21 protein-coding genes and 1 tRNA gene are annotated in these 26,622 nt (G+C 67.7%); 5 read left to right on the top strand and 17 right to left on the bottom strand.

Going from position 1 to position 26,622, the window contains the following annotated elements; all coding sequences use genetic code 11:
* Positions 1-214: 214 nt before the first annotated feature.
* The 5 genes from A5747_RS19615 to A5747_RS19595 all read right to left on the bottom strand — a co-directional run bounded on the left by A5747_RS19615 (position 215) and on the right by A5747_RS19595 (position 9,210).
* Entirely contained in the window at positions 215-2,248 is a 2,034-nt protein-coding gene (locus A5747_RS19615) for a cytochrome c oxidase assembly protein (protein ID WP_076127298.1), read from the bottom strand.
* Positions 2,249-2,276: 28 nt separating this feature from the next.
* Positions 2,277-4,643 carry a glycerol-3-phosphate 1-O-acyltransferase gene (locus A5747_RS19610; protein ID WP_076127295.1) on the bottom strand — a complete coding sequence of 789 codons (2,367 nt, stop codon included), beginning with the start codon at positions 4,641-4,643 and terminating at the stop codon, positions 2,277-2,279.
* A complete protein-coding gene (locus A5747_RS19605) occupies positions 4,640-6,346 on the bottom strand; it encodes an HAD-IB family hydrolase/lysophospholipid acyltransferase family protein (protein WP_076127344.1) in 1,707 nt (568 codons plus the stop codon). Before A5747_RS19605 ends, A5747_RS19610 begins: the two co-directional genes overlap by 4 nt.
* Positions 6,343-7,815: a wax ester/triacylglycerol synthase family O-acyltransferase gene (locus A5747_RS19600; protein WP_076127293.1), complete on the bottom strand. Its 1,473-nt coding sequence runs from the start codon at positions 7,813-7,815 to the stop codon at positions 6,343-6,345. The genes A5747_RS19605 and A5747_RS19600 overlap by 4 nt, the downstream gene beginning before the upstream one ends.
* A gap of 150 nt (positions 7,816-7,965) precedes the next feature.
* The gene (locus A5747_RS19595; RefSeq protein WP_076127291.1) at positions 7,966-9,210 is read right to left on the bottom strand and encodes an alpha/beta hydrolase; all 1,245 of its coding nucleotides are present in this window, start codon (positions 9,208-9,210) and stop codon (positions 7,966-7,968) included.
* A 185-nt stretch (positions 9,211-9,395) separates the two neighbouring features.
* Between A5747_RS19595 and A5747_RS19590 the strand changes: the two genes are divergently transcribed.
* From A5747_RS19590 to A5747_RS19575, 4 genes are all read left to right on the top strand, one after another.
* A tRNA-Arg gene (locus tag A5747_RS19590) sits at positions 9,396-9,469 on the top strand.
* A gap of 206 nt (positions 9,470-9,675) precedes the next feature.
* Positions 9,676-11,427, top strand: coding sequence for an MFS transporter (locus A5747_RS19585; protein WP_369805147.1), 1,752 nt, complete (start codon positions 9,676-9,678; stop codon positions 11,425-11,427).
* A 37-nt stretch (positions 11,428-11,464) separates the two neighbouring features.
* Entirely contained in the window at positions 11,465-12,235 is a 771-nt protein-coding gene (locus tag A5747_RS19580; RefSeq protein ID WP_076127286.1) for an enoyl-CoA hydratase, read from the top strand.
* Positions 12,236-12,347: 112 nt separating this feature from the next.
* A complete protein-coding gene (locus A5747_RS19575; protein WP_076127283.1) occupies positions 12,348-12,623 on the top strand; it encodes a hypothetical protein in 276 nt (91 codons plus the stop codon).
* 323 nt (positions 12,624-12,946) lie between these two features.
* Here A5747_RS19575 and A5747_RS19570 read toward each other — a convergent pair whose 3' ends face one another.
* The 12 genes from A5747_RS19570 to A5747_RS19515 form a co-directional block, all read right to left on the bottom strand.
* Positions 12,947-13,162 (bottom strand): hypothetical protein, encoded by a 216-nt coding sequence (locus tag A5747_RS19570; RefSeq protein WP_076127281.1) that lies wholly within the window; start codon positions 13,160-13,162, stop codon positions 12,947-12,949.
* A 21-nt stretch (positions 13,163-13,183) separates the two neighbouring features.
* Positions 13,184-14,356 carry a dihydrolipoamide acetyltransferase family protein gene (locus A5747_RS19565; RefSeq protein WP_076127278.1) on the bottom strand — a complete coding sequence of 391 codons (1,173 nt, stop codon included), beginning with the start codon at positions 14,354-14,356 and terminating at the stop codon, positions 13,184-13,186.
* Positions 14,353-15,408, bottom strand: a complete 1,056-nt coding sequence (gene bkdB, locus A5747_RS19560; protein WP_076127276.1) for a 3-methyl-2-oxobutanoate dehydrogenase subunit beta — start codon at positions 15,406-15,408, stop codon at positions 14,353-14,355. Before bkdB ends, A5747_RS19565 begins: the two co-directional genes overlap by 4 nt.
* Positions 15,405-16,496: a pyruvate dehydrogenase (acetyl-transferring) E1 component subunit alpha gene (gene pdhA, locus A5747_RS19555; RefSeq protein WP_076127274.1), complete on the bottom strand. Its 1,092-nt coding sequence runs from the start codon at positions 16,494-16,496 to the stop codon at positions 15,405-15,407. Before pdhA ends, bkdB begins: the two co-directional genes overlap by 4 nt.
* Positions 16,497-16,654: 158 nt before the next feature.
* On the bottom strand, positions 16,655-17,470 hold the full coding sequence (locus tag A5747_RS19550; RefSeq protein ID WP_076127271.1) for a CoA ester lyase: 816 nt from the start codon (positions 17,468-17,470) through the stop codon (positions 16,655-16,657).
* The gene (locus A5747_RS19545; RefSeq protein WP_076127269.1) at positions 17,467-17,958 is read right to left on the bottom strand and encodes a MaoC family dehydratase; all 492 of its coding nucleotides are present in this window, start codon (positions 17,956-17,958) and stop codon (positions 17,467-17,469) included. Before A5747_RS19545 ends, A5747_RS19550 begins: the two co-directional genes overlap by 4 nt.
* Positions 17,955-19,118 (bottom strand): acyl-CoA dehydrogenase family protein, encoded by a 1,164-nt coding sequence (locus tag A5747_RS19540; RefSeq protein ID WP_076127266.1) that lies wholly within the window; start codon positions 19,116-19,118, stop codon positions 17,955-17,957. Before A5747_RS19540 ends, A5747_RS19545 begins: the two co-directional genes overlap by 4 nt.
* Positions 19,115-21,103 (bottom strand): acetyl/propionyl/methylcrotonyl-CoA carboxylase subunit alpha, encoded by a 1,989-nt coding sequence (locus A5747_RS19535; protein ID WP_076127264.1) that lies wholly within the window; start codon positions 21,101-21,103, stop codon positions 19,115-19,117. Before A5747_RS19535 ends, A5747_RS19540 begins: the two co-directional genes overlap by 4 nt.
* Positions 21,104-21,105: 2 nt before the next feature.
* The gene (locus A5747_RS19530) at positions 21,106-22,689 is read right to left on the bottom strand and encodes a carboxyl transferase domain-containing protein (RefSeq protein ID WP_076127261.1); all 1,584 of its coding nucleotides are present in this window, start codon (positions 22,687-22,689) and stop codon (positions 21,106-21,108) included.
* Positions 22,686-23,330: a CoA transferase subunit B gene (locus tag A5747_RS19525; RefSeq protein WP_076127259.1), complete on the bottom strand. Its 645-nt coding sequence runs from the start codon at positions 23,328-23,330 to the stop codon at positions 22,686-22,688. Before A5747_RS19525 ends, A5747_RS19530 begins: the two co-directional genes overlap by 4 nt.
* Positions 23,327-24,073 (bottom strand): CoA transferase subunit A, encoded by a 747-nt coding sequence (locus A5747_RS19520; RefSeq protein ID WP_076127256.1) that lies wholly within the window; start codon positions 24,071-24,073, stop codon positions 23,327-23,329. The genes A5747_RS19525 and A5747_RS19520 overlap by 4 nt, the downstream gene beginning before the upstream one ends.
* Before the next feature lie 94 nt (positions 24,074-24,167).
* Positions 24,168-25,805, bottom strand: a complete 1,638-nt coding sequence (locus A5747_RS19515) for an AMP-binding protein (protein WP_076127254.1) — start codon at positions 25,803-25,805, stop codon at positions 24,168-24,170.
* 129 nt (positions 25,806-25,934) lie between these two features.
* Here A5747_RS19515 and A5747_RS19510 point away from each other — a divergent pair, with 129 nt between their 5' ends.
* Positions 25,935-26,591: a TetR/AcrR family transcriptional regulator gene (locus A5747_RS19510; protein ID WP_076127251.1), complete on the top strand. Its 657-nt coding sequence runs from the start codon at positions 25,935-25,937 to the stop codon at positions 26,589-26,591.
* Positions 26,592-26,622 lie beyond the last annotated feature (31 nt).

The raw sequence follows: 26,622 nt of genomic DNA, 5'->3' as shown, positions 1-26,622 counted from the left end.
TGTACTCCACGGGTCGTTGTTGACGCTGGTTCCGCTCGGGCTGACGGGTCATTCGTCGGCGAACGCGCCGACTGGTGGTGGTACGACCCCTTCCAACCCCAACCACCACCCACAAACAACTAGGTCCGCACGCGGAGCCGGTCGCTTGCCGGCAACACGTCGAAGCCCAAACGGGCTGGGACATCAAGAAATTCGTCCGGAGCACAGACTCCGTTTACCGTGTCTTCGGCGATCCCGGCGTTTCGCGTCGCGCCAGCTCGGCCAGCATCGCGTTGTAGGCGGTCAGGTCGGCGTCGTCGTTGCGTTCGGCCGCACGGTCCAGCCGCCGCGCGGTGCGCGCATCGCTGCGCGCCCACTGCACGAGCAGCGCGATCATGACGATCACCAGGGGCACTTCCCCTGCCGCCCAAGCGATTCCGCCGCCCAGTCGCTGATCACCCAGCAGATCGGTGTGCCAGGGCAGGCCCAATGACCGGTAATAGGCGGCGCCGAGCACGGTTCGGGTGCCCATCAACTCCACGCCGAAGAACGCGTGCAGCGGGAGCGAGGCGAACACCACGGCCACCTTGGCTATCGGCGGGATCGGCCGCGGCGTCGGGTCCACCCCGATCACGACCCAGTAGAACAAATAGCCGCTGATGAGGAAGTGCAGGTTCATCGCCATATGGCCGGCGTGACTGCTGACCGTGGTATCGAAAAGGTTCGAGAAATACAGCCCGTAGAACCCCGCGACGAACAACGCGGTGGCGACCACCGGATTGGTCAGCAGCCGCGAGAGCCGGCTGTGCAGCGCGGCCAGGATCCATTCCCGCATACCCGGCGGATCACCGCGGCCGGCGGCCGGCAGCGCCCGCAGCGCCAGGCTGACCGGGGCGCCGAGCACCAACAGGATCGGGACCAGCATCGACAGGCCCATGTGGGCGACCATGTGCATGCTGAACATGGCGGGCATGTAGCGCCCCACCCCCGACGACGTCACGAACAGCAACACCACGCAGCCGAGCAGCCAGGCCACCATCCGCCCCGGCGGCCAGCGATCGCCACGTCGACGCAGTCGTACCACGGCCGCCACATACAAGCCGGCGAGAACGATTGCGGCCGTACCGAAGATCAGGTCGAAGCGCCAGTCGAACAGGACGCGCGCCAGGGTGGGCGGACCGTCGAGGTCGTAGCCGATCTCGGCTTCGGAAATTGACGGCAACCGCGACGGCGGTGGCGGCGGTGGGGTTCGGCCCAGCCCGACGGCAACGCCGAAGGTCAGACCGAAAACGACCGCCTCGGTCAGGGCAAGCCGGATCAAGACACGGCGCACCGGAACCTCGGGACTCGGATCCGCTTGCAGCGCAGCAACTCCGGCGCGTCGCTGGCGCCAGCCCACGGCACCCAGCAGGCACAACGCGACGAACTTGACGACCACCAGCCGCCCGTAACCGGTGGTAAACAGCTCGGCAGGCGCCACCCGCACCGCGGCGTTCACCAAACCGCTGAGCGCCATCGCCACCCAACACCACAGTGCGATGGCCGAGAAGCGCCGCGCCGCCAGGCCGATGTGTTCACCGGCACGCAACGCGTGCGTCAGCAGCGCCAGCAGCCCGCCGGCCCACACGGTCGCGGCGACGAGGTGGATCAGCAGGCTGTTGGTGGCCAGGTCGTGTGAGCCGCCCGCCGACGAATGACCCGTCAGCCCGAGCGGAACCAGCGTCAACAACGACCCGGCGAGCAGCACCGGCGTCCAGGACCAGCGCAGCACCGACGCACCGGCCAACGTCACAGTCGCGGCCAAGAATGCGGTCCAGCGCCACGCGGACGCGGTGTAGATCAGGTCGGCCAGCCTCCAGATCGTCACCGGGTTGAGGTGATCGGCCAACGGGTGCCCGGACACATCGGAAATGGTCAGCGGGACCAGCAGCGCGGCACACACCGCCCACACGCCCGACGCGACGGTCCCCATCCGCAGCGCGCGGTATCCGCCGGCGTCGAGCACGCCGCTGCCCTGCGGGGGCACCAGAAACGCCGCGAAAAGAAACGATCCGACCGCCAGCGCCGCCGCGATCTCACCGGCCGCCCGGACGAACGGCAGCCCCACCGTGGTCGCCGGGCCGGGATTGGGCAGGCCCGTGAGCGTCAGCGCGTCCGCCAGCGACAGCGCCCCGATTCCGGCCGCCGTGCAGCCGGCCAGCACCGCGACGCCGGCGAGTAGCGGCCACACCAGCGCGGCGGGCTTGCCGGCGGGCCGGGCAACCGTCATGTACCCAGGGTATGGGCGGGCGCTACGACTACCGCGGTTGGCTGTCCAGACGGCTGCGCCGGGCCTTGGTCTCGCGGGCGACGAACTGATCGCGCGCGACCCGCCCGACATGATTGGAATCGCCGATGATGTCGCGCAATTCCCGCCGGAACGCGAGCCGTCGTTCGGCGAGGTCGGCGGCGGGTGCGATCAGATCCTGGTCGGCGACCACCTGGTAAGCGGTGGCGAACAGCAACGTCGAAACCGATTCGCTACTGCGCACCCGCGCCTGCGCCACGTATTGCCGGCCCACCCCCAGCGCCCGCTCCGTCAGTTCCTTTTGGGTGATGTCGGCCGGTGCGTCACGCAACACGTCGGCGACGATCTCATACGCCTCGAAGAACACCCGCAACATCGCGTCCGCCATCAACGGCCGCTTGGAAAACAGCATCGCGTCGATCTCGTCGCCCCCGGCGGCAACGTGGGCCTCCCAATCGTCGTGCCAGGCCATCTCCGCGGCGATGTTGTGCCGAAACGCCGCCGAGTCGGCGAAGTAGAAATCGAACTTCAGCAGATCGCGCAACCGCATCGCCTGGGCCCAAAACGCCTCCATGCGATCGCCTTTCGCGCGTCTGGCGTGCGCGAGGGCAAGTTCGACGATCGAGGTCTCCAGGAAGGCGTGTATCAGGGAGTTGCGGTAGAACGCCGCGGCGTGCTGCTCCTCGGGTGCGATGCACCACACCGGTTCCCGGCCGCTGTCGACGCGGGTGATCGGGTGACCGTTGGACAACGTGTCAACCGCCGCGCGCACTCCGTCGCGGGAGCGCAGCCGCAACAGGCTGGTCGACATCGGGGTTTGCTTGCGCTCGAGGTAGTCCAGCGAATCCTGCAGGGTGTGATGCAGCTGATCCAGCGTCAAGGCCGCGCCCCGCGTGGTCAGCAGCAACGCACACACCAATCCCGTCGCGGTCACCGGCGTCGCTTGCAAAATCCGCCACGCGACTTCGAACGACATCTTCTGCAGCGCAAGCCGTTTGGCGTCCGGATCCTGGGCCAACGGACCGTGCGGCGGACCGAGGTGCTCGCGCATCGACACGGCTTCGGGAAAGCGCACGTAGATCTTGCCGTAGTTGCGTTCGCCCTGGGCCCTGATGAAGTTGTACAGCCACAGGATGCCCTCGGGTGTCTTTTCGCCGCCGCGGGCGTACGCGGCGTATTCGGCGGTCTCGTGTAGCTGGTCGAAGCTGATCGACACCGGCTGCAGCAGGATGTCTTCGCTGCGGCCATCGAGGTAGGCGTCGGCCACATAGGCCAGCAGACCGAGCTTGGGCGGCAACATCTTTCCGGTGCGTGACCTGGTTCCTTCGATCGACCAGCTCAGGTTGAACCGCTTCTCGACGATGTAGCCGACGTACTCGCGCAGGACGTACTTGTAGAGCGCGTTGGCGCCGATGTTGCGGCGGATGAAGATGACGCCGGAGCGCCGCAGCAGCGGCCCCATCAACCCGAACGAGAGGTTGATGCCGGCGAAGACGTGTACCGGCGGCAACCGGTTCTCCTGCATCGCCACCGGCACCACCGCGCCGTCGATGTAGGACCGGTGCGAGAAGAGCAGCACCGCCGGATGTGCTTCCAGCCCGGCGCGCATCGCCGCGACCTGATACTCGTCGTAGTCGAGGTCCGGATCGAATCCCCGGCTGAGCGCCCTGCCGAGGACGCCGACCAGGTCAACGGACACCCTGCTCCAGCCGGTGGCCAGTTCGTCGAGCATCTTGCCGGCTTCTTCGACGGTCGCGCCCGGGATCTTTTCCAGGCCGGCGCGAAACCGGGTGGACGCCAGGATTTCCGGCTTCACCAGCCGCGGAGATTTGTACTGCGGCCCGAGGATTCGGTACTCGGCGCGTTCCATCGCCAAGATGGCGCGGCGGGTGACGAACTGCGCGAAGTCGCGCTTGTCCGCCCCGACGGTGGTGTCGCGCCACTGCTGCCGGAGTTCGGACACCTTGGCGGGCTCGCCGGCGACGACCCGCGCGCGGTGGGGGGCATCGCGCAGGATGTGCCGTTGCTGACGTTGGTTGGGGTGGTACGGATCTCGGCCGGGCAGCAGCCCGGCCACCTTGGCGATTCTGCCCCGATCCGCGGGCGGCAGCCAGAACACGCGCACCGGAACTACCAACCGGTCGTCGGCGGATTCGGAGCCGGACTCGAGCTGCTCGGCGAGAGCGGTCAGCGCCGCCGGTGGCGCATCACGCGACGGCAATTTCAGTACGTCGAATCTGCTTTCCGGGTGCCGGGCGCGCTGCTTGCCCAGCCAATCCATCACCAGCTCCCGTTCGACGCCGGTGTGCATGGACGCCAATACCAGCGAGTCCTGCGCGGCCAATACCGCGCTGGTATCTGCGGCCGGTTGCGTCACGGCCGCCCTCGGGGACGTGAAGGCTGTTGTACCTCACCGTCTTTGAGAGCGACCTTGGACGCATGCGGATCAGGCGTGGCCTTACCGGCCGCCTTCTTACCGGCCGCCTTCTTCGTGGCGGTTTTCTTCCCGGCGGTTTTCTTTGCGGTGGCCTTCTTCGCCGGGGCCTTGCGCGCGGCGGTCTTGGCCGCCGGCTTGGCTCTTTTCGCCGCCTTCTTCTCGGCGTACAGATCGACCTCGGGCAGCTCGTCGACGGGCCAGTTGGCCAGCGTGTCGAGATAAAGCTGGCGCACCTCGGCGATGCGCTCCGGCAGCGTGTCCAATGTCCAGCCGTCGACGGGGATCGGCGGGAACACCGCGACGTCGACCGTGCCCGGATTTATCGTGGTCGAGTTTCGGGCCGCCACGATCTCGGCGTTGCGAATCACGATGGGCACGATGGGAATTCCCACCGCCATCGCGATGCGGAACGGTCCCTTTTTGAAGGGACCGACCTCGGTGGTGTCCACCCGAGTGCCCTCGGGTGCGATCACGATCGAAAGGCCGTTCTTGGCCCGATCTTCGACCGCGTGCATGGTCTCCACCGCGGCGACGGGATCGTCGCGATCGATGAACACCCCGTCGAGCAGCTTGCCGAGCGTGCCCATGATCGGGTCCTTTTCCAGTTCCTTCTTGCCCACGCCGACCCAATTGTCACGCACCAGCGCCCCGGCGATGACGGGGTCAACCTGGTTGCGGTGGTTGAAGATAAACACTGCGGGCCGTTGCGCGGTCAGGTTCTCTTTGCCGATGACGTTCAGGTGCACACCCGCGATCGCGAGCGACAACTGGGAGAAGGTGGAGGTGAAGAAGTTCACGCCGCGGCGCCGGCTACCGGTCAGCAGACCAATGCCCACCGCGCCGGCCGCGACCGGAAACATCGAACCGAAGCCGGCGAGCGTTCGCACCTGCCGCCGAAGTCCCACGCGACCGCGGCTGTTGAATCTCAGAATCGGCCAGCCGCGACGTTTGGCGACGGCGGCCATCTTGCCCTCGGGGTTCGTCGGCCGCGGATTGCCGACGAGGTACATCAGGGCTACGTCCTCGTCACCGTCGGCGTAGAAGTAGCTGTCTTTGAGGTCGATGTCATTCTCGGCCGCAAACCGTTGCACCGCAGCGGCTTTGCCCGGCCCCCACAGGATCGGCTTGACGACCCCGCCGGTGAGCAACCCGTCTTCGTTGGTCTCGAACTTGTTGGTGAGCGTGTTCGTGATGCCGAGGAAGCGGGCCACCGGATTGACCTGGATGGTCAGCGCCGACGAGCTGAGCACGACGGTGTGGCCGCGGGCCACGTGGGCGCGCACCAGCTCGCGCATCTCCGGATAGATGCGCGATTCGATCCGCTGCACGAAGAGCCGCTCGCCGATCTCCTCCAGATCGTCGATCAGCCGCCCGGCCAGCGCCGAGGCGGCCTTGCCGATGAGGTCTTCGAACTCGATGCGCCCGAGCGTGTGGCTAAGACCCGCCTGGACCATGCCGAGCAGCTCACCGACGCCCATGTCGCGGCGCCGCAAGCGCTCCTGGGTGAGGATGACGGCCGTGAACCCGGCAACCAAGGTGCCGTCGAGGTCGAAGAACGCGCCGATCTTGGGGCCGGGTGGACTGGCGAGGATCTCGGCGACCGAGCCGGGCAGCCGCATGTCCCGCTCGTCGGCGGGGCTCATGAGCCGGCCACCGAGCGCGGCGCCGACCCGGCCGGCTCGGCGAACGATGCCGGGACCGCGCGCGGCGCCGGGTCGCCGCACAGCGCCAGGATCTCGTCGAAACCGTCGAGCAGGCATCGGGCGAACAACGCCTCGTTTCGCACCGAGGCACGGTCGTAGCGCACGGTGATGGTGCACCAGCCGCCGCGGGAAATCAGCACCACCATCATCGCCACCCCGGGTAACGGGCCGATCCCGTACTGCCGCAATATCTTTGCGCCGGCGATGTAGGTGTCCCCCGGATAGACCGGTACATTGCTGGCCTGCACGTCGGAGCCGATGACCGAACCGGTGATTCCCTCCAGGACCGCCGTCGGCAGGACGCTCAGCACCGGTGCGATGGAGCCGATGATGTTCATCGCCGGCTCCTCGCGGCGCTGCGTCATCTGCGCGCGGATCTTCTTCATCCGGGCGACCGGGTCGGCGGTGCCCAACGGTGCCGCCAGGTTGACGCCGGTGAACCGGTTGCCGCCGGCGGTGTCGGCGTCGGCCCGCAGGTTGACCGGCACCGCCATCGGCAGCGTGCTGATCGGGACGCCGAGGGCCTCGTGGTAGCGCCGCAGCGCGCCCGACAGGCCGGCGAGGTAGGCATCATTGATCGACCCGCCTCCGCACTTTGCGGCCTTGTGCAGATCGGAGAGCGGGATGTCGATGGCTTCGGTGCGGGTGGCCAGGCTGCGGCGCCGCAACAGCGGCGAGGGCTCGGCGGCGCGATTGATCACCCGCATGCCCGACGTGGCGTAGCCGACGATTCCCGACACCGTGGACACCGGGTCCAAGACCGCTCGCCCGGCCGCCGATGCCGCGCCGGACACCGCACCCAACACGCCGTTGACGATGGCGATGGGAAGGTGGTTGATGCCTTGGCGCATCAAGTCGTTGGGGGTTAGATCCTGCGGAATGGGTTGCGGGGCCGTCGGCCTGGCGGGTGGATCGCGCTCGAGGTCATATATTTGCGAGAACATCTCGACACCGCCGACACCGTCGGTGACGGCGTGGCTCACATGCAGCAGCGTCGCAGCCTTGCCGTCGGCCAGACCCTCGACCAGGGTGGCGGTCCACAGCGGGCGCGATATGTCCATCGGCGACTGCAGGATCACCTCGGCCTGATCGAATACCTCACGCAGGGTGCCGGGTTCCGATACACGCATCCGGCGCACATGGAAGTCGAGATTGAAATCGGGATCGACGACCCAGCGCGGCGCCGCCGTCGGCAGCGTCGGCACCACAACTTTCTGCCGCAGGCGCAACACCCGCCGCGAGGCGTTTTCGAACCGCGCCCGAAACCGCTCCCAGTCCGGCGTCGAGTCGAGGAGCTCCAGCGCCATGATTCCCGACCGGGTCCGGGGGTTCGCCTCCCCCCGATGCATCAGATAGTCGACCGGCCCTAGTTCGTCGGACAATCCAACCGTCTCGACGGACTCAGCCATGATCGTCAACTCGACGCGCCAACCTTCTCACCGCGGACCAAGCCTCCTGCCTCGGACTTGCCAATCCAGTAGCCAACACAACGCTAGTCGGCTTGACGCGCTGGTGAAAGGCGCGGCCCCGGCACGGAGATCGCGTGCGGGCGGCGCGGCTCAGCTGGCCGAAGAAGCCGTCAGCGGCAACGAATCCACGAGCGAGTGGGTGCGCCGCCCGTAGACGACGCCTAGGAAGTCGGCGACGGCGTCGGCGGCCAGCCGCGATCGAACCGTCGGGGTGATGTCGAACGCGTGGTGGGCGTTGGCGAGCTCGGCGTAGGCCACCGTGCGCGCCCCGGCCGCCCGCAGGGCCGCACAGAACGCGCGGGCCTGGCCGCACGGAACCAGCTCGTCCTTCTCGCCGTGCAGCAGGAAGAACGGGGGCGCCTCGGCATGCGCGTATGAAATCGGCGATGCCGCCCTGAACTTTTCGGGGGCATCGGCGTAGCGAGCACGCATCACGATCTGCTCGAGGAACGGCATCATCAGCTCGTGCATGTTCTCGGTGCTGGTGAAGTCGTAGACGCCGTAATACGGTGCGACGGCCTGCAGCGTCGTGTCGGCGTTTTCGAAGCCAGGCTGAAACTCGGGGTCGTTGGGGGTGAGCGCGGCCAACGACGCCAGGTGCGCACCCGCGGACCCGCCGGTGATCGCGATGAAATCGGGGTCGCCGCCGTAGTCGGCGATATTTTCCCGGACCCACGCGATGGCCCGCTTCACGTCGATGATGTGGGCCGGAAATGTGGACCGCGGGCTCCTGCTGTAGTCGATGGAGACGCAGATCCAGCCGAGTTCCACCATCCGGCTCATCAGCGTGTACGCCTGGCCGCGTTTGCCGTTGACGGCCCACGCCCCGCCGGGAACCTGTATCAGCACCGGCGCGCGCCGGCCCGGCAGGAGATCATGACGCCGCCAGATGTCCAGGAGGTGGCGCCCGCCGGGGCCGTAGGAGATGTCGGACGTGTGCCGCGCGTACTTGCGGTGCGGCCCCGGCATCCGTATCAGCCCATCGCGGGGCGCGCACGCGGACTGCTCGCAGGTCGGATGGCAGACCAGGTCGCGGAAGTCCGCTCCGAAGGACTCCTCGAGCGCCGCGGTGAGGGCTTGATCCGCACGCTGCGCGGCCCAGCTGGTGCCGACGCGGCCGATGGATGGGCGCGATACCCGGGACAGGGCGTGCCCGGTCACGACATGCGGGGGAAACTCCGCGGACAGCCAGCCGGCAAACCAGCTAACCGCGAAGGGCGAGCCGCGCAGCAGCAGCGCGCCGGCCCGATAGGTATCTCTGGCATCGGCCGCCAAGCGCAGTGCCTGGGCACCTGCCCACGAGCACCGCGAGGTCAAGTCCATGGCCACGCCCATTGCACCGCCACCCCTCGACGTTATGCACACGCCTCGTTGCGGTTAACGGCTGTTTACCAGCCGGTGTTGTGCGTGTGTCGAGGCTCACACCATAACCGATAAGCCCGGCGCGGGAAGACTTTTCGCGCGCGTGGCGGCCAGCTAATCGGATCTGCGGCCCGATTAGATAGACTGACCTGCACATTGCCTCCGTAGCTCAGGTGGATAGAGCAAGGGCCTTCTAATCCCTAGGTCGCACGTTCGAGTCGTGCCGGGGGCACCGGCAAACGCCTGGCCGGGCTTCCAGACAATTCGGCGGTCCGAGTCGCCGGTGTGGTGAACGCGGAATGGAGGCGGTGAGCGGCGCGTTGAGCGCCTTGCTCGCGGGCCGCCAGCTAACTCAACCGAGCGGCGCGGGGAAATTCGGCGCCGCGTGTGAGCCCCTGGGGTCAGGTGCCTGCGCGGCTTCCATTAGTTTGTATGCCTATGCGTTTTGGGTTGATGGGCCCCGCCGCGACGAACCCGACGCTGGCCCCGGCCGAACCGGAGGGTCGTCGCCTCCGATGGGACGTCGACCACCCCCACTACAAGTGGGTCGCGCTGTCGAACACCACCCTCGGCATGCTGCTGGCGATGATCAACGCGTCGATCGTGCTGATCTCGTTGCCGTCCATCTTCCGTGGGATCGGATTGGATCCGCTGGCCCCGTCGAACATCGGCTATTTGCTGTGGATGCTGATGGGCTACCTGGTGGTCACCGCGGTCCTGGTGGTGTTGGTCGGACGCCTCGGCGACATGTTCGGCCGGGTCCGCATCTACAACGTGGGCTTCGCGGTATTCACCTTCGCGGCGATCGCGCTGTCGTTCGACCCTTTCCACCAGGGCGCGGGCGCGATGTGGCTGATCAGCTGGCGCGTGATCCAGGGCATCGGCGGCGCAATCTTGATGGCACTGTCGGCGGCGATTCTCACCGACGCCTTCCCGAGCAACCAGCGGGGCATGGCACTGGGATTCAACATGGTGGCCGCGGTGGCCGGCTCGTTCCTCGGCCTGCTGATCGGGGGCGTGCTGGCGGAGTGGGACTGGCGGGCGATCTTCTGGGTCGGTGTGCCGATCGGCGTGCTGGGGACCGTCTGGGGCGTGCGCTCGCTGCACGAGATCGGGATGCGCACGCCCGGCCCGCTGGACTGGCCCGGCACCGTGACGTTCGCCGTCGGGTTGACCGTCGTGCTGGTTGGTATCACCTACGGCATTCAGCCCTACGGTGGCCGAGCGACGGGCTGGACGAACCCGTTGGTGTTGGGCTCGATCGCCGTCGGGCTGTTGTTACTGGCCGCGTTCTGCATCATCGAGTTGCGAGCGGCGCAGCCGATGGTCGACATCCGACTGTTTCGGTCGGCGGGATTCGGGATGGGCAACCTGGCCAACCTGATGTCGTCGAGCGGCCGCGGCGGCTTGCAGTTCATGCTCATCATCTGGTTGCAGGGCATCTGGTTGCCGCTTCGTGGATATAGCTTCGAGTCGACGCCCCTGTGGGCGGGCATCTACATGCTGCCGGCGACGATCGGGTTCCTGATCGCGGCGCCGGTGGCGGGGTGGCTGGCGGACCGGTTCGGCGCGCGACCGTTCGCGGTCGCGGGGATGCTGCTGATGTCGGCCACGTTCATCGGCCTGGTGATGATTCCGGTGGATTTCGACTACCCGGTTTTCGCGCTGCTGATTTTCCTCAATGCGCTGGGCGGGGGCGTCTTCACCGCACCCAACACCGCCACGATCATGTCGAGCGTCCCGGCCGATCAACGCGGAGCCGCGTCCGGTGTCCGGGCTACGTTCTTCAACGCCGGTTCGGCGCTGTCGATCGGCGTCTTCTTCTCGCTGATGGTCGTCGGGCTGGCGAACACGCTGCCGCAGGCACTGGACGGCGGGCTGCAAGCGCAGGGTGTGTCAGCGGCGGTGGCGCGGGATGTCGCCGGCCTGCCCCCGGTGGGCAGCCTGTTCGCGGCGTTTCTTGGCTACAACCCCATCGCGGAGTTGCTCGCCCGATCGCATGCGCTGCAGCAGCCTGGGGTCAACGCCGGTGTGCTCACCGGCAAGTCGTTCTTCCCGGAGCTGATCTCGGGGCCGTTCCACGCCGGACTGGTGGTGGTGTTCGTCGCTGCGGCACTGATGACGTTGATTGGCGCGTTGGCGTCGCTGGTCAGCCCCGGGCGCTACGCGGACGAGGTGGGGGAAATCTAGGCGCGGGACCGCCGGGTCCGCGACGTAGTCTTTGGCGATGACCCAGTCCGACCTAGTCCTTTACCGCGTCGACGAGCACGTCGCAGTCATCACCGTCAACGACCCCGACCGCCGCAACGCGTTCACCGCCGAGATGTCGGCGCTGCTGCGCGCCGCCGTGGAGCGGGCCGAAGCCGACGCCGACGTGCACGCCGTAGTGGTCACCGGGGCGGGCAAGGCATTCTGCGCGGGTGCCGACCTCAGCGCGCTGGGCGCCGCGGGCGGCGGAGCGGCGGAGTCGGGGCTGACGCGGATCTACGACGGCTTCATGGCCGTCGGCAACTGCACGCTGCCCACAATCGCCGCGGTCAACGGCCCCGCCGTCGGCGCCGGGCTCAACTTGGCGCTGGCCGCCGACGTGCGCATCGCCGGGCCAGCGGCGTTGTTCGACGCGCGTTTCCAGAAGCTCGGACTGCACCCCGGCGGCGGCGCGACATGGATGCTGCAGCGGGCGGTTGGCCCGCAGGTGGCGCGCGCAGCGCTGCTGTTCGGCATGCGCTTCGACGCCGAAGCCGCCGTGCGCCACGGGCTGGCTCTCAGCGTGGCCGACGACGCCGTGGCCGCAGCGCTGGAGCTCGCGTCCGGGCCCGCCGGCGCGCCGCGTGACGTGGTCCTGGCAACCAAGGCCACGATGCGCGCCACTGCCAGTCCCGGAGCGCTGGACAACGAGCACCACGAATTCGCGATGCGCACCGAATTGGGCCCGCAGGTCTACTCCATCCAGTCGCCGGAGTTCGCCGCACGGTTGGCCGCGGCCCGCCGCAAATAGCGTTCGCCCCGGCAATATGTGGTCGGTAAATTTTGGGATCGGTAGCTAGCCGGCACATGTGGACTGTCCGCGACGACGCCGAACGAGGTGGCGCATTCGAGGGAAGGACGCCATGATCACCCCCACCGTCAAGCGGCTCATCGCCGGAACGCTGCTGTCCACCGCTGGATTCGGATTGGCCCCAGGGGTCGCAGCGGCCCAGCCGGGCGTTGCGCCGCAGGTCTACTGGTGCCCGAACCAACCCTGGAACCCGGCATGGGGCGAGAACAAATACTGGAATCAGTGCTGGGACACGGACAACCCGCCGGCGCACCCGCCGCCACCGCCATTCCACCAGCCGAACTTCAATTGCGGCCTGTTCTGGTGCCCGGTGCCGCCCCACCCCTAACGCCGAGCAATAGCGCCGTGGACGCCGCTTGCTCCATTCGGGGACTTTCGGACCCAGAAGTCCCGGCAAACTTGGCCCTCCGCTCCGTAATCGGGGCTCGCGTGGCAGTTGCCCTGGTATCCGCGCGCGGGGTCATCGGGCGGCAGTGCGTCGATGCAAGCCTGGTGAGCGGCAGGATCGGTGATGCCGACACAGGGATCGTCGGCGTGGGCTTGTGCCGACGGAGCGGAGAGGGAAGCTAGCGCCATCACCACCACCGCCGACGCGCCCATCAGTGCCTTCATCCGTCCATGCTCTCCTAATTCCCTGATCGGCGGCAGGGTTTAGGTGAATAGTTCGGGATGCTCGCGGAGTAACCGCACCTCGGCGGCGGCGATCACCGCCTCCGCCGCCGACACCACCGCCGCCGCGACTTCGGCCTCTAACGCTCTGGCCCGGGCGCGCCGGATTTCTCCACGGCCCACGGGGAGGCACACGAAGAACAGGCCCAACATGAGCCAGTAAATGAGGTTGACGTCTAGCGCGAGTTCGTTTCCCATGGAGTTGCTCGTTCCTGGCAGCTAAAGGTCCAGCAGCGCGGTCTGCGGCGACTCGATCAGATCCCTGAGCTCGCAGACGAATTGGGCCGCCTGGGCGCCGTCGGCGACGCGGTGGTCGAACACGCATGCCAGCGTCATCGTCGGACGCACCACCACCTCGTCCGCGACGACCACCGGGCGCGGCTTGATCGCTCCCATGCCCAGAATGGCGGCCTCGGGGTGGTTGATCACCGGCATGCCGTCGTCGACGCCCAGGGCCCCGAAATTCGAGACAGTGAACGTCGAGCCGCGCAGCTCGGCGGGCGCCAGCGCGCCGGCGCGCGCGCCCTCGATCAATTCGGCTGTCCGGCTTGCCAATTCGCGGGTCGTCTTGATTTGGGCGTCGGTGATCACCGGCACGAGCAGCCCGCGCTTGGTCGCCACCCCGAAGCCCAGGTGTACGTGACGATGGACGTGCACCTGCGGTCCGTCGGGTGAATCGACCCACGTCGAGTTGAGAATCTGGTTGTGGGTCAACGCGACAACCAGCATCCGCAGGGTCAGCACGAACGGCGTGATCTCCTGGTGGGCCGCACGGAACCGGTCGCGCAGCCGCAGCAATTCGCTGCAATCGACGCCCACGGCTACCTTCGCAGCCGGAATTTCTTTGTGGGACAACGCCATTCTCTCCGCCATCCGCGCCTGCACGCCGTGCACTGGCCGAATATCGGATTCGGCTTCAGTCCCTTTGGCGGCCGAAAGCACGTCGCCGCGGGTGATCACCCCGCGGTGCTGTATCGAGGCAAGGTCGACGGAGAGCTCCTTGGCCAATTTGCGCACCGGAGGAGCGGCGCGCGGCCGGCCACGGCGGCGGCTGACGTCGATGTCCGCGTCCGCGCCGTAGCCGACCAGCGTGGGAACCGCGGGCTGGCCGTTGGCCGCCGGCGCCTCGCCGCTCGCCGGCGCCGTGTCGATCCGGACCAGCACCGCGCCCACGTTGAGCACATCGCCTTCGGCGCCGAACGTTTCGACGATCCGGCCCGCGTACGGGCTCGGGATCTCCACCTCGGCCTTGGCGGTTTCGACCGAACACAGAACCTGATTGAGTTCGACTTCGTCGCCGACCGCGACGTTCCAGCATGACACCGTGACCTCTTGGAGTCCCTCGCCAAGATCGGGCACCCGGAACGATTTGATCCGCTCGTCGGCGCTCATGGCTGCTCCAACGCGCGCTCGACGCAGTCCAGCAGCCGGTCGGGGCCCGGCAGCCACAACCTCTCCAGCCGCGCCGGCGGATAGGGCGTGTCGAATCCACACGCGCGCAACACCGGCGCTTCCAGCTCGTAGAACATCTCTTCCTGGATTCGTGCGGCCAAACCGGCGCCATAGCCCAGGCTGCGTGGCCCCTCGTGCATCACCACGCAGCGCCCCGTCCGATGGATCGATGCGGCGACGGTGTCGAAGTCCAGAGGCACCAGCGAGCGCAGATCGATGACCTCCAGGCTCCAACCGCGTTGCCGCTCAGCGTCTTCCGCCGTGGCGACGGCGGTGTTCACCAGGCTGCCGTAGGTGATGACGGTGACGTCGGTGCCAGGGCGGCGCACCATCGCCCGGCCGATGGGCGGTTCGGGCCGGTCGACGTCGACCGCACCGCGACCCTGATAGCGCCGCTTCGGCTCTAGGTAGATCACCGGATCCGGGCAGGCAATCGAGTGCCGCAGCAGCCAATACGCGTCGGAGGGGTTCGACGGGACCACCACCTTCAAGCCGGCGGTGTGCGCCCAGTACGACTCGGTGGAATCCGAATGATGCTCGGCCGCACCGATACCGCCGAACGACGGTATGCGTACGGTGACGGGCATGTTCACCTCGCCGCGGGTGCGGGTGCGGTACTTCGCCAGGTGGCTGACCACCTGATCGAACGCCGGATAGGAGAAGCCGTCGAACTGGATCTCGGGCACCGGCACGAAGCCGCGCAGGGCCAGTCCGATGGCGATCCCAATCAGCGCGGACTCCGCCAGCGGAGTGTCGAAACATCGGTCCTCACCGAACGTCCGGGCAAGTCCCTCGGTGACCCGGAACACCCCGCCCTCGACCGACACGTCCTCGCCGAACACCAGGACCCGCTCGTCCGCGGCCATCGCGTCGTGCAGCGCGCGGTTGAGTGCCTGCACCATGGTCAGCTGTGGTGGGGCCAGCGCGACCTCGTCGACGGTCGCCGTCAGCGCTTCATCGGGTCCGACCGGACGATCGGCAAGCTGCGTCATGCGAGCCTCCCCAATTCGGCGCGCAGCTGTTGGCGCTGCGCCTGCAATCCCGGCGTCATCTCGGCGTAGACGGTGGTGAAGACTTCGTCGATGTCGATGTCGGGCGCGTCGAACACCGCGTCGCGCAGTTCGGCCCGCATTCGCTTCGACCGGGCAGCGACCCGGTCTTCCAGGCGTTCCGACCACAGCCCCTGGCCCTGCAAGTACGTGCGGTAGCGCGGAATTGGGTCCAACGCCTCCCAGCGGTCGACTTCTTCCTGAGTCCGATACCGGCTCGGATCATCGGAGGTGGTGTGCGGGCCCAGCCGATAGGTGACCGCCTCGATCAACGTCGGGCCGGCGCCGGCCCGGGCGCGGGCCGCGGCTTCGGTCATTACGGCATAGCACGCCAGCACGTCGTTGCCGTCCACCCGGATACCGGGCATCCCATAGCCAATCGCCTTGTGCGCGATCGAGGGTGCGGCGGTCTGTCTGGAGACCGGCACCGAGATCGCCCACTGGTTGTTCTGCACATAGAACACACAAGGCGTGGTGAACACCGCCGCGAAGTTCAGCGCCTCGTGCACGTCGCCCTCGCTGGTGGCGCCGTCGCCGAGGAAAGCCACTGTCACCGAGTCTTCGCCGAGGCGTTGTGCGGCCATCGCCGCCCCGACGGCGTGCAGCGTCTGGGTGCCGATCGGAATCGACATCGGGGCACAGCATTTCTTGGTGAATTCCAGCCCGCCGTGCCAGGTTCCGCGCCATGCGGCCCCGACGTGTCCGGGCGGGATGCCGCGCGCCAGGAACGCGCCCAACTCGCGATACTGGGGAAACAGCCAGTCGGTTTTGCGCAGGCAGGCCGCCGCGCCGACCTGGGCGGCTTCCTGGCCACGGCACGATGCGAACAACGCCAACTGGCCTTGGCGCTTCAGGTTGACGAATTCGGTGTCCAGCTCCCGGGTGACGACCATCGTCTCGTAGAGCCAGCACAGCGTCTCGGCGGGAAGGTCGCGGCTGTAACGGCGTTCGGCGGTCGGCGTGCCGTCCGCGGCGATCAGCTGCACCGGCTCGAGGTCGACGGTCATCGGCATCCGAGACATATCCGCCATAACGCCTCCCTTGCTCAGGGCCGCGTGACGGGTCAGGTCAGCAAACCAGCTGCACGAAAGGCTCCGCTCGCCGCGACACTGGCGCACTTTCCATTATGCGCTCAAACGCGAAGAGACCTGGTTGATCGCCGATTCGCAGCGAACGTGTCGCGCCCGGTTCAGGCGGGCTCGCCGGCCCGCCTCAGCATCATTTCCGCGTGCTTGAGCACCGGCGAGTCGACCATCTGGCCTTCGAACGCGAACACCCCCCGCTCGGTCCGCGCCGCCGCCAAAACCCTTCGCGCCCAGTCCAGCTTCTCCTCGCTGGGGCGATAGGCCTCGCGCACCACCGGGATCTGGGTCGGATGGATGCAGACGGTCCCGCCGAAGCCCACCGCGACGGCATCGTCCGCCTCGGCCCGCAGGCCTTCGATGTCGCCGATGTCCAAATGCACGGCGTCGAGCGCGATCCGGCCGAACGCGGACGCCGCGAGCAGGATTGTGGACCGAACGTGGCGGGCGATGTCCCGATAGGTGCCGTCGGGCCGACGGCTGGAGCTGCCGCCCAGCGTGGCAACGAGGTCCTCGGCCCCCCACATCATCGCCACGGTGCCCTCGGCCGCGGCAATTTCGGCGGCGAACACCGCGCCTCGCGGGGTTTCCACCAGTGCGACGACCTCACGCGGCGCGAGCGCGGTCACCTGTGCGGCCGATTCGGTCTTGGACAGCATCACGGCCGTGTAAGCGGTCTCGGCCAGGGCATCGAGATCGCGGGCCTGCTCGTCGGTGCCCGCGGCGTTGATGCGCACCACGGTGCGCTCGGGCTCCAGCGGGGTCTCGCGCAGGGCCCTGCGGGCCGCGGGCTTGTCGCCCTCGGCGACGCCGTCCTCGAGGTCGAGGATCACCACGTCCGCGGCGGCCGCGGCCTTCGCGAAACGCTCGGGCCGGTCTGCCGGGCAGAACAGCCATGCCGGGCCGGCGGCGCGCAGGTTCATTGCGTCTCCTCGGCCGGCCGTTTCTGCACGAGCGTGGTGCGCACCGCGCGCGCGACGACGTCGCCGTCCTGGTTACGCCCGGTGTGCTCGAGGGTGACGATGCCTTCGCGGGGCCGGCTCTTCGATTCGCGCTTGCCGGTGCACACGGTCTCGGCGTAGAGGGTGTCGCCGTGGAAGACGGGCTTGGGGAACGACACCTCGGAGAAGCCGAGGTTGGCCACGATGGTGCCCAGCGTCAGCTGCGCGACCGACAGCCCGACCAGCGTCGAGAGGGTGAACATCGAGTTCACCAGCCGCTCACCGCGAAAGCCGGGCTGCTCGGCCGCCCAGGCCGCATCGAGATGCAGGGATTGGGTGTTCATGGTCAGCGTGGTGAACAGCACGTTGTCGGCCTCGGTGACGGTGCGGCCGGGCCGATGCAGGTATGTCGTGCCGATCTCGAATTCCTCGAACCACAAGCCCCGCTGGACGATTGACTTGTCAGTCATGAAAGCCCCAGCGATCGCGCAATGAGCATCAGCTGCACCTCGGTAGTGCCCTCCCCGATTTCGAGCACCTTGCTGTCGCGGTAGTGACGCGCCACCGGATACTCGTTCATGAAGCCGTAGCCGCCGTGAATCTGGGTGGCGTCGCGCGCGTTGTCCATGGCCGCCTCCGAGGAGATCATCTTCGCGATCGCAGCCTCCTTCTTGAAGGGCTTGCCCGCCAACATCTTTGCGGCCGCCTCGTAGTATGCCGTGCGCGCGACATGCGCCCGGGCTTCCATCCGCGCGATCTTGAAGCTGATCGCCTGGTAGGAGCCGATCGGTTGGCCGAACGACTGGCGTTCCTTGGCGTACTTGACGCTCTCGTCCACGCAGCCCTGCGCGGCCCCGGTGGCCAGCGCGGCGATCGCGATCCGCCCCTCGTCCAGGATCGACAGGAAGTTGGCGTAACCGGTCCCGCGGGCCCCCAGCAGGTTCTCCTCCGGGACGCGCGCGTCGGCGAACGTCAGCCCGTGGGTGTCCGAGGCGTTCCAGCCGACCTTGTTGTAGACCGGCTCGACGGTGAATCCCGGTGTGCCGTTGGGCACGATGATCGTCGAGATTTCTTTTTTGTTCGCGGCGATGGTTCCGGTGACCGCGGTGACGGTGACCAGTGACGTGATGTCGGTGCCCGAGTTGGTGATGAATTGCTTGCTGCCGTTGATCACCCACTCCCCGTTCTCGAGCCGGGCTGTCGTGCGCGTGCCGCCGGCGTCGCTCCCCGCACCCGGCTCGGTGAGCCCGAAAGCGGCTAGCGCCCGCCCGGCGGTCAGGTCGGGCAACCACTTTTGCTTCTGCTCCTCGGTGCCGAATCGGTAGATCGGCATCGCGCCGAGACCTACCCCGGCTTCCAGCGTGATCGCCACGGATTGGTCGACCTTGCCGAGCTCCTCGAGGGCCAGTGCCAGGGCGAAGTAGTCGCCGCCCATGCCGCCGTATTCCTCGGGGAACGGCAGCCCGAACAACCCCATTTCGCCCATCTTCGCGACGACCTCGTACGGGAAGCTGTGCTCCTCATCGTGTTTGGCCGATACCGGCGCAACGACGGTGCGCGCGAAGTCGGCAACGGTGTCGCGGAGATCCTCGTATTCCTTGGGCAAAGTCCCCGCGGTGATTGTGGTCATGCCTCGTCCTTACGCTCGTCGTCCGGAATCAGCCGGGCCAAAATCTGGTCCACTGACACCTGATCGCCCACCGAGACCAGCACCTCGGCTCGTCCCGAAACCGGTGCGCTCAGGGAATGTTCCATCTTCATGGCCTCGACGACCACGACGACGTCGCCTTCAGAGACCTCGGCACCGGAATCCACCTGGACGGCGATCACATTGCCCGGCATCGGGCTGACAATCTCCGCCTGCAGCGCGCCGGCCGCACGATGGATCTTTTGCTCCTCGGCCTCCCGCAGGTGCCAGGTTCCGCGCTCGTCGGCGATCCACAGGTGCCGGTCGGCCTCGGCCCACCGGTAGTCGCGGCGCAGGCCGTCCAGCGTGACGCTCAGCCGAGATCGCTCGACTTGCACACTCGCGGAAGACTTCTCACCGTCACCGACCTGGACCGTCGCGGCCTCGGGCGGCCCCCAAACCGACACCGTCTCGGTGCGCAGCGGGGTGCGCATCGCGGTCCGCACCGGCGCGGCATTGCCGCCGACGCGCCATCCCGTCGGCGCCGCCCACAGGTCGCCGTTGGCGCGACGGGCCAACGCCCACTGCCGGAACAGGCCGCCCGCGGCGAGCACGTCGTCGGGGGCGGGCAGCGGCGCGAAGTCGACGAGCCGCTCGTCTAGCAGCGCGGTGTCCAGGTCGCCGGCGCGCACCCGCTCGTCGGCAAGCAGAAAACGCAGGAACTCGACGTTGGTTTGCACACCCAGGACGGCGGTCTGCGCGAGCGCCCGGTCGAGTCGCGCCAGGGCCTCGTCGCGGTCGGCGCCGAAGGCGATGACCTTGCTCAGCATCGGGTCGTAGTCGCTGCCCACGACCGTCCCGGCCAACAACGACGAGTCCACCCTCACCCCCGTGCCCGCGGGCTCGAAGACCTGCAACACCCGCCCGCCGGTGGGCAGGAATCCGCGCGCCGGGTCTTCCGCGTACACCCGGGCCTCGATCGCGTGCCCGCGCAGCTCGATGTCGTCCTGCGCGAATGCCAGCTTCTCGCCGGCCGCCACCCGCAACTGCCACTCGACCAAATCCAGCCCGGTGACCTCCTCGGTGACCGGATGTTCAACCTGCAGACGGGTATTCATCTCCATGAAGAAGAATTCGTCCGGCCGGTCGGCGGACACAATGAACTCCACCGTGCCCGCGCCGACGTAATCCACGCTGCGCGCAGTGTTGCAGGCCGCCGCGCCGATCCGCGCCCGGGTCTCGGGATCGAGCAGCGGCGAGGGCGCTTCCTCGATGACCTTCTGGTGGCGCCGCTGCAGGCTGCACTCGCGCTCGCCGAGGTGGATCACGTTGCCGTGCGCATCGGCGAGGACCTGCACCTCGATGTGCCTGGGCCGCAACACGAATCGTTCCAGGAACAACGTGTCGTCGCCGAACGAGGAGGCCGCCTCCCGGCGCGCGCTTAGCAGCGCCTCGCGCAGCCGGGCCGGGTCGTCGACCAATCGCATGCCCTTGCCGCCCCCGCCGGCCGACGGTTTGATCAACACCGGATAGCCGACCTCGTCGGCCGCCGCGACGAGCTCGTCGTCGGCCAGGCCCGGCCGGGCCACCCCGGGCACCACGGGCACGTCGAAGGCGGCGACCGCGTTCTTCGCGGTGATCTTGTCGCCCATCACCTGGATCGCCCGCACCGGCGGGCCCAGGAACACCACCTCGGCGCGTTCGCACGCGGCCGCGAAATCGGCGTTCTCGGAAAGGAACCCGTAGCCCGGGTGGATCGCCTGCGATCCGGTGCGCGCCGCCGCGTCTAACACGCGGGAGATGTCGAGGTAGCTCTCGCGCGCCGCCGCGGGCCCCAGCCGCGCCGCCTCGTCGGCCTCCAGCACGTGCCGTGCGGCGGCGTCGGGATCGCTGTAGACGGCGACCGACCGGATGCCCAGCCGGCGCAAGGTCCGGATCACGCGCACGGCGATCTCGCCGCGGTTGGCCACTAACACGGTCTCGAACATCGTCACATCCGAAAGACGCCGTAGGAGACCGGTTCCAGCGGCGCGTGCGCGCACACCGAAAGGGCAAGCCCGACAAATGTTCTGGTGTCGGCCGGATCGATGATCCCGTCGTCCCAGAGGCGAGCGGTGGAGTAGTACGGGTTGCCCTGGTCCTCGTACTGCTCGCGGATCGGCGCCTTGAACGCCTCCTCGTCGCCGGGTGACCACGGTTTGCCCGACGCGGCGAGTTGCTCGCCGCGCACGGTGGCCAATACGGACGCGGCCTGCTCGCCGCCCATTACCGAGATCCGCGCGTTGGGCCACATCCACAGGAAGCGCGGTGAATACGCGCGCCCGCACATCGAATAGTTGCCCGCGCCATAGGATCCGCCGATCACGACGGTCAGCTTGGGCACCCGCGCGCATGCCACGGCGGTGACCATTTTGGCGCCGTGCTTCGCGATGCCCCCGGCCTCGTAGTCGCGGCCGACCATGAACCCGGCGATGTTCTGCAGGAACAGCAGCGGGATCTTGCGCTTGTCGCACAGCTCGATGAAATGCGCGCCCTTCAAAGCGGATTCGCTGAACAGCACGCCGTTGTTGGCGATGATGCCGACGGGATGGCCGTGGATGCGCGCGAACGCGGTCACTAGGGTCTTGCCGTAGTTGGCCTTGAATTCGCTGAATTCGCTGCCGTCGACCAACCGCACGATGACCTCGTGTACGTCGTAGGGCACCCGCGGATCCGGCGGTACGACGTCGTAGAGCTCGGACTGGGCATGTGTGGGCTCGATGGAGGGCCGCGCCTCCCATTGGCTGGGCTCGCGCGGCGCGAAGGTGGCCGCGATCGCGCGGACGATCCGCAGCGCGTGCTCGTCGTCGTCCGCGAGGTGGTCGGTGACACCAGACACCCGCGAATGCAGGTCGCCGCCGCCGAGCTCTTCGGCCGAGACGATCTCGCCGGTGGCCGCCTTGACCAGGGGTGGGCCGCCGAGGAAGATCGTGCCCTGCTCGCGGACGATGACGGCCTCGTCGCTCATCGCCGGGACGTAGGCGCCGCCGGCCGTGCACGAGCCGAGGACCGCCGCGACCTGCGGAATTTCCTTGGCGCTCATGGTCGCCTGGTTGTAGAAGATCCTCCCGAAATGCTCCCGGTCGGGAAACACTTCGTCCTGGCGCGGCAGGAAGGCCCCGCCGGAGTCGACGAGGTAGATGCAGGGCAGCCGGTTCTGCAGCGCGACTTCCTGTGCGCGCAGGTGCTTTTTGACCGTCATCGGGTAATAGGTGCCGCCCTTGACCGTCGCGTCGTTCGCCACGATCACACACTCGCGCCCCGACACCCGGCCGATCCCGGTGATGATCCCGGCGCCGGGCGACTCGTCGTCGTACATGCCGCCCGCCGCCAGCGGAGACAACTCCAAAAACGGGCTGCCCGGATCGAGCAGTCGGTCCACCCTTTCCCGGGGCAGCAGCTTGCCGCGGCTGACGTGACGCTCCCGCGCGCGTTCGTTACCGCCGAGGGCCGCGGCGGCAAGCTTCGAATTCAGCTCCGCGACCAGCCTGCGGTGCTCATCGGCGAAGGACGGCGCGGCCGTCAGGGAGGTCACTGTGCGGCCGCTCGAATCGTAAGGGGCGGTTGGGTCTTGGCGATGACTTCCTCGACGGAGACGCCGGGGGCGGTCTCGATCAGGTGCAGGCCATCGTCGCAGATGTCGATGACCGCGAGCTCGGTGACGATGCGATTCACGCAGGCGACCCCGGTCAGCGGCAGGGTGCAGCGCTCGAGGATCTTGGGGCTGCCGTCCTTGGCGGCATGCTCCATCATCACGATCACCTTGCGGGCGCCGTGCACCAGGTCCATCGCCCCGCCCATGCCCTTGATCATCTTTCCCGGGATTGTCCAGTTGGCCAGGTCGCCGGTGGCCGAGACCTGCATGGCGCCCAACACCGCGACATCGAGGTGCCCGCCGCGGATGATCCCGAATGACGTTGAGGAACAGAAGAATGCCGCCCCCGGGAGCGTGGTGACCGTTTCCTTGCCGGCGTTGATCAGGTCGGGGTCGAGCTGCTCGCGCTTGGGGTACGGCCCGACGCCCAGAATCCCGTTCTCCGAGTGCAGGATCACGTGCACACCCTCGGGGATGTGGTTGGGGATCAAGGTGGGCATCCCGATGCCCAGGTTGACGTATTGGCCGTCTTCGAACTCCGCGGCGATGCGGGCGGCCATGTCGTCTCTGCTCCAGCTCATGGCCGCACCGTCTCTTTCTCGATCAGCTTGGTGGGATTGGGCACGTGCACCACCCGCTGGACGAAGACACCCGGGGTATGGACCGTGGCGGGGTCGATCTCTCCGGGCTCGACGAGGTGTTCGACCTGGGCGATGGTGATCCGTCCGGCCGCCGCGCAGTCGGCATTGAAATTCGCCGCCGCTTCGCGGTAGACCAGGTTGCCGTGGCGATCACCCTTCCAGGCGTGCACCAGGGCGAAGTCGGTGCGGATCGAGCGCTCGAGAACGTAGGTGACGCCGTCGAACTCGCGGGTCTCCTTGGCCGGCGACACCACCGCCACCTCTCCGGATGCGTCGTAACGCCAAGGCAACCCGCCGTCGGCGATTTGCGTGCCGACCCCGGCCGGTGTGTAGAACGCCGGAATTCCCATGCCGCCGGCGCGCAGCCGCTCGGCGAGCGTGCCCTGCGGGTTGAGTTCCACTTCGAGCTCACCGGAGAGGAATTGGCGGGCGAACTCCTTGTTTTCGCCCACGTAGGACCCGGTGGTCCGCCGAATCCGCTTGTGCTGCAACAGCAACCCAAGCCCGGCGCCGTCGATGCCGCAATTGTTCGACACCGTCTCGAGATCGGTGACACCGCTATCGACCAGCGCAACGATCAGCGCTTCGGGGATGCCGCAGACCCCGAATCCCCCCACCGCCAACGACGACCCGTCGGCGATGTCCGCCACTGCCTCGGCAGCGGTCGCGAACACCTTGTCCATTGCCGCAATGCCTCCTCGCCGCGCCAGCCGATTTCAGTTAATTTTCATTAACTGGGTGAGAATACCATTACCCGTACCGTCGCGTCCAGGGAGCTCAGGCCTGGTCGTGGAGGTGCTCGACGGCTCGCTGCCGCAGCTCGATTTTGCGGACCTTGCCGGTGACCGTCATGGGGAACTGGTCGACGATCCACAGATGCCGCGGGATCTTGAACCCGGCGATTCGGCCGGTGCAGAATTCCCGCAGGCGCTCGACGGTGAGCAGCTCCGCGCCGTCGCGCAGCATGACCACGGCCATGAGCTCCTCCCCGTACTTTTCATCCGGCACCCCGATGACATGGCAGTCGACGATGTCGGGATGGGTATGCAGGAATTCCTCGATCTCGTGCGGCGAGATGTTCTCTCCTCCGCGAACGACGATGTCCTTGATCCGGCCCGTGATCCGGACATATCCGTCCGCGTCCATGGCGGCCAGATCGCCGGTGTGCATCCAGCCATCGACGTCGATGACCTCCGCGGTCCGCTCGGGGTCGCGCCAATAGCCGGCCATCACCGAGTAGCCCCGGGTGCAAAACTCGCCGGCTACGCCGCGGGGCACGGTCGCACCGTTGGCCGGGTCCACCACCTTGACCTCCAGATGCGGCCCCACCCGCCCGACGGTGCCGACGCGCCGTTCCAGCGAGTCGCCGGTGCGGGTCTGGCAAGAAACGGGCGATGTTTCGGTCATGCCATAGCAGATCGAGATGCCCGGCATGTGCATGCGTTCGATCACTTCGCGCATCACCTCGATCGGGCAGGGCGAGCCCGCCATGATCCCGGTGCGCAGGCTGCGCAGCTCGTAGTCGGCGAATTCCGGCAGGCCCAGCTCGGCGATGAACATCGTCGGCACGCCGTAGAGGCTGGTGCACCGTTCCGCTTGCACCGCCCGCAGGGTGGCGGCCGGTTCGAAGCCGGGCCCCGGAATCACCATCGCCGCACCATGACTGGTGGCCGCCAGATTGCCCATCACCATGCCGAAGCAGTGATAGAGGGGCGTCGGTATGCAGATACGATCCGCGGCGGTGTACTCGAGCAGCTCACCCACCAGGTAGCCGTTGTTGAGGATGTTGCGGTGGGTCAGCGTGGCGGCCTTCGGGTATCCCGTTGTGCCGGAAGTGTATTGGATGTTGATCGGATCGTTTCGGTCCAGCCCCGCCGCGATCTCGTTCAGCGTGTCCGTGTCGGCGTCGGTATCGGCGAGTACGTTCCAGCGGTCGCTGTCCAGCAACACCACGTCGCTAAGGCGGGGGCAACGCGGCGCCACGTCGGCCAGCATCGCGGCGTAGTCGCCGGTCTTGAAGCCCCTAGCGGCGATCACCATCGCGATCTCGGATTGCCTTAGCGCATACTCCAATTCGCTGGCGCGGTAGGCGGGATTGATGGTCACCAGTATCGCGCCGATCTCGGCGGTCGCGTACTGGACGAGCACCCACTCCCACCGGTTCGGCGCCCAGATGCCGACCCGATCGCCCACACCGATCCCCGCCCGCACCAACCCCGTGGCCAAACGCCGCACGGACACCAGCAATTCGCCGTAAGTCCACCGTCGTTCGGCCCGGACGTCGACGAGTGCGTCGGCGCGTGGGTGCCGAGCGGCCGTGGCGGCGAGGTTGGCGCCGATGGTCGTCTCGAGCAGCGGAGGCTCGCTCGGACCGCGCTCGTAGGACAGCAGGTCTGCGGCTCCGGTTGTTGCCACGGTTCCTCCGGCTCGGTCGGTTACCAACCTAGACCGTCGCCCACACCGACGACCATGCCGCAATCTGAGTTAATTACCGATAACTCGTGCTATGTTAGCCGCAATTAACCGAGTGGACGGAGGCCCGTCATGGCGACGTCCGTTCCGGACGGCCGGCCCGGTACCGCTGACGCGCGAAATCGCCGCAGCCAGTTGAAATCAGACCGGCGCCTGCAACTGCTGGCCGCCGCCGAACGGCTGTTTGCCGAGCGCGGTTTCCTCGCGGTGCGCCTGGAGGACATCGGCGCGGCCGCCGGCGTCAGCGGCCCGGCCATCTATCGGCACTTCCCCAACAAGGAATCTCTGCTCGTCGAGTTGCTGGTCGGGATCAGCGCCCGGCTGCTCGCCGGTGCCCGAGATGTGAAGGCCCGCAGCCCCGACGCCGCCTCGGCGCTGGACGGCCTGATCGACTTTCATCTCGACTTCGCGCTGGGCGAACCGGATCTGATCCGCATCCAGGACCGCGACCTGGCCCACCTGCCCGAGGCCGCCGAGAAGCAAGTGCGCAAAGCCCAGCGCCAGTACGTAGAGGTATGGGTGAGCGTGCTGCGCGAGCTGAACCCCGGGCGGGCCGAAGCCGATGCCCGGCTGACGGCGCACGCCGTCTTCGGCTTGTTGAACTCGACGCCGCACAGCATGAAGGCGGGCGAAAGTTCGCGCACCCGAGCGACGGGGGTGGCGCGGTCACGTGCGGTGATGCGGGCGATGACGGTCGCGGCGTTGCTGGCCAGTGAGCGGAGCCCGTAGCGTCGCGCCAGGTACCCTGCATGCCATGAGG

The organism is Mycobacterium sp. IS-836 (assembly GCF_001954275.1).
GTDB lineage: Bacteria > Actinomycetota > Actinomycetes > Mycobacteriales > Mycobacteriaceae > Mycobacterium.
This window is presented reverse-complemented; position numbering and strand designations above follow the sequence as displayed.

Bases quoted from the DNA above. Each gene is read 5' to 3' on its own strand.
- A5747_RS19615 (WP_076127298.1), bottom strand. From the start codon at position 2,248: ATGACGGTTGCCCGGCCCGCCGGCAAGCCCGCCGCGCTGGTGTGGCCG.
- A5747_RS19605 (WP_076127344.1), bottom strand. From the start codon at position 6,346: ATGAGCCCCGCCGACGAGCGGGACATGCGGCTGCCCGGCTCGGTCGCC.
- A5747_RS19600 (WP_076127293.1), bottom strand. From the start codon at position 7,815: ATGGCTGAGTCCGTCGAGACGGTTGGATTGTCCGACGAACTAGGGCCG.
- A5747_RS19595 (WP_076127291.1), bottom strand. From the start codon at position 9,210: ATGGGCGTGGCCATGGACTTGACCTCGCGGTGCTCGTGGGCAGGTGCC.
- A5747_RS19585 (WP_369805147.1), top strand. From the start codon at position 9,676: ATGCGTTTTGGGTTGATGGGCCCCGCCGCGACGAACCCGACGCTGGCC.
- A5747_RS19580 (WP_076127286.1), top strand. From the start codon at position 11,465: ATGACCCAGTCCGACCTAGTCCTTTACCGCGTCGACGAGCACGTCGCA.
- A5747_RS19575 (WP_076127283.1), top strand. From the start codon at position 12,348: ATGATCACCCCCACCGTCAAGCGGCTCATCGCCGGAACGCTGCTGTCC.
- A5747_RS19570 (WP_076127281.1), bottom strand. From the start codon at position 13,162: ATGGGAAACGAACTCGCGCTAGACGTCAACCTCATTTACTGGCTCATG.
- A5747_RS19565 (WP_076127278.1), bottom strand. From the start codon at position 14,356: ATGAGCGCCGACGAGCGGATCAAATCGTTCCGGGTGCCCGATCTTGGC.
- bkdB (WP_076127276.1), bottom strand. From the start codon at position 15,408: ATGACGCAGCTTGCCGATCGTCCGGTCGGACCCGATGAAGCGCTGACG.
- pdhA (WP_076127274.1), bottom strand. From the start codon at position 16,496: ATGGCGGATATGTCTCGGATGCCGATGACCGTCGACCTCGAGCCGGTG.
- A5747_RS19550 (WP_076127271.1), bottom strand. From the start codon at position 17,470: ATGAACCTGCGCGCCGCCGGCCCGGCATGGCTGTTCTGCCCGGCAGAC.
- A5747_RS19545 (WP_076127269.1), bottom strand. From the start codon at position 17,958: ATGACTGACAAGTCAATCGTCCAGCGGGGCTTGTGGTTCGAGGAATTC.
- A5747_RS19540 (WP_076127266.1), bottom strand. From the start codon at position 19,118: ATGACCACAATCACCGCGGGGACTTTGCCCAAGGAATACGAGGATCTC.
- A5747_RS19535 (WP_076127264.1), bottom strand. From the start codon at position 21,103: ATGTTCGAGACCGTGTTAGTGGCCAACCGCGGCGAGATCGCCGTGCGC.
- A5747_RS19525 (WP_076127259.1), bottom strand. From the start codon at position 23,330: ATGAGCTGGAGCAGAGACGACATGGCCGCCCGCATCGCCGCGGAGTTC.
- A5747_RS19520 (WP_076127256.1), bottom strand. From the start codon at position 24,073: ATGGACAAGGTGTTCGCGACCGCTGCCGAGGCAGTGGCGGACATCGCC.
- A5747_RS19510 (WP_076127251.1), top strand. From the start codon at position 25,935: ATGGCGACGTCCGTTCCGGACGGCCGGCCCGGTACCGCTGACGCGCGA.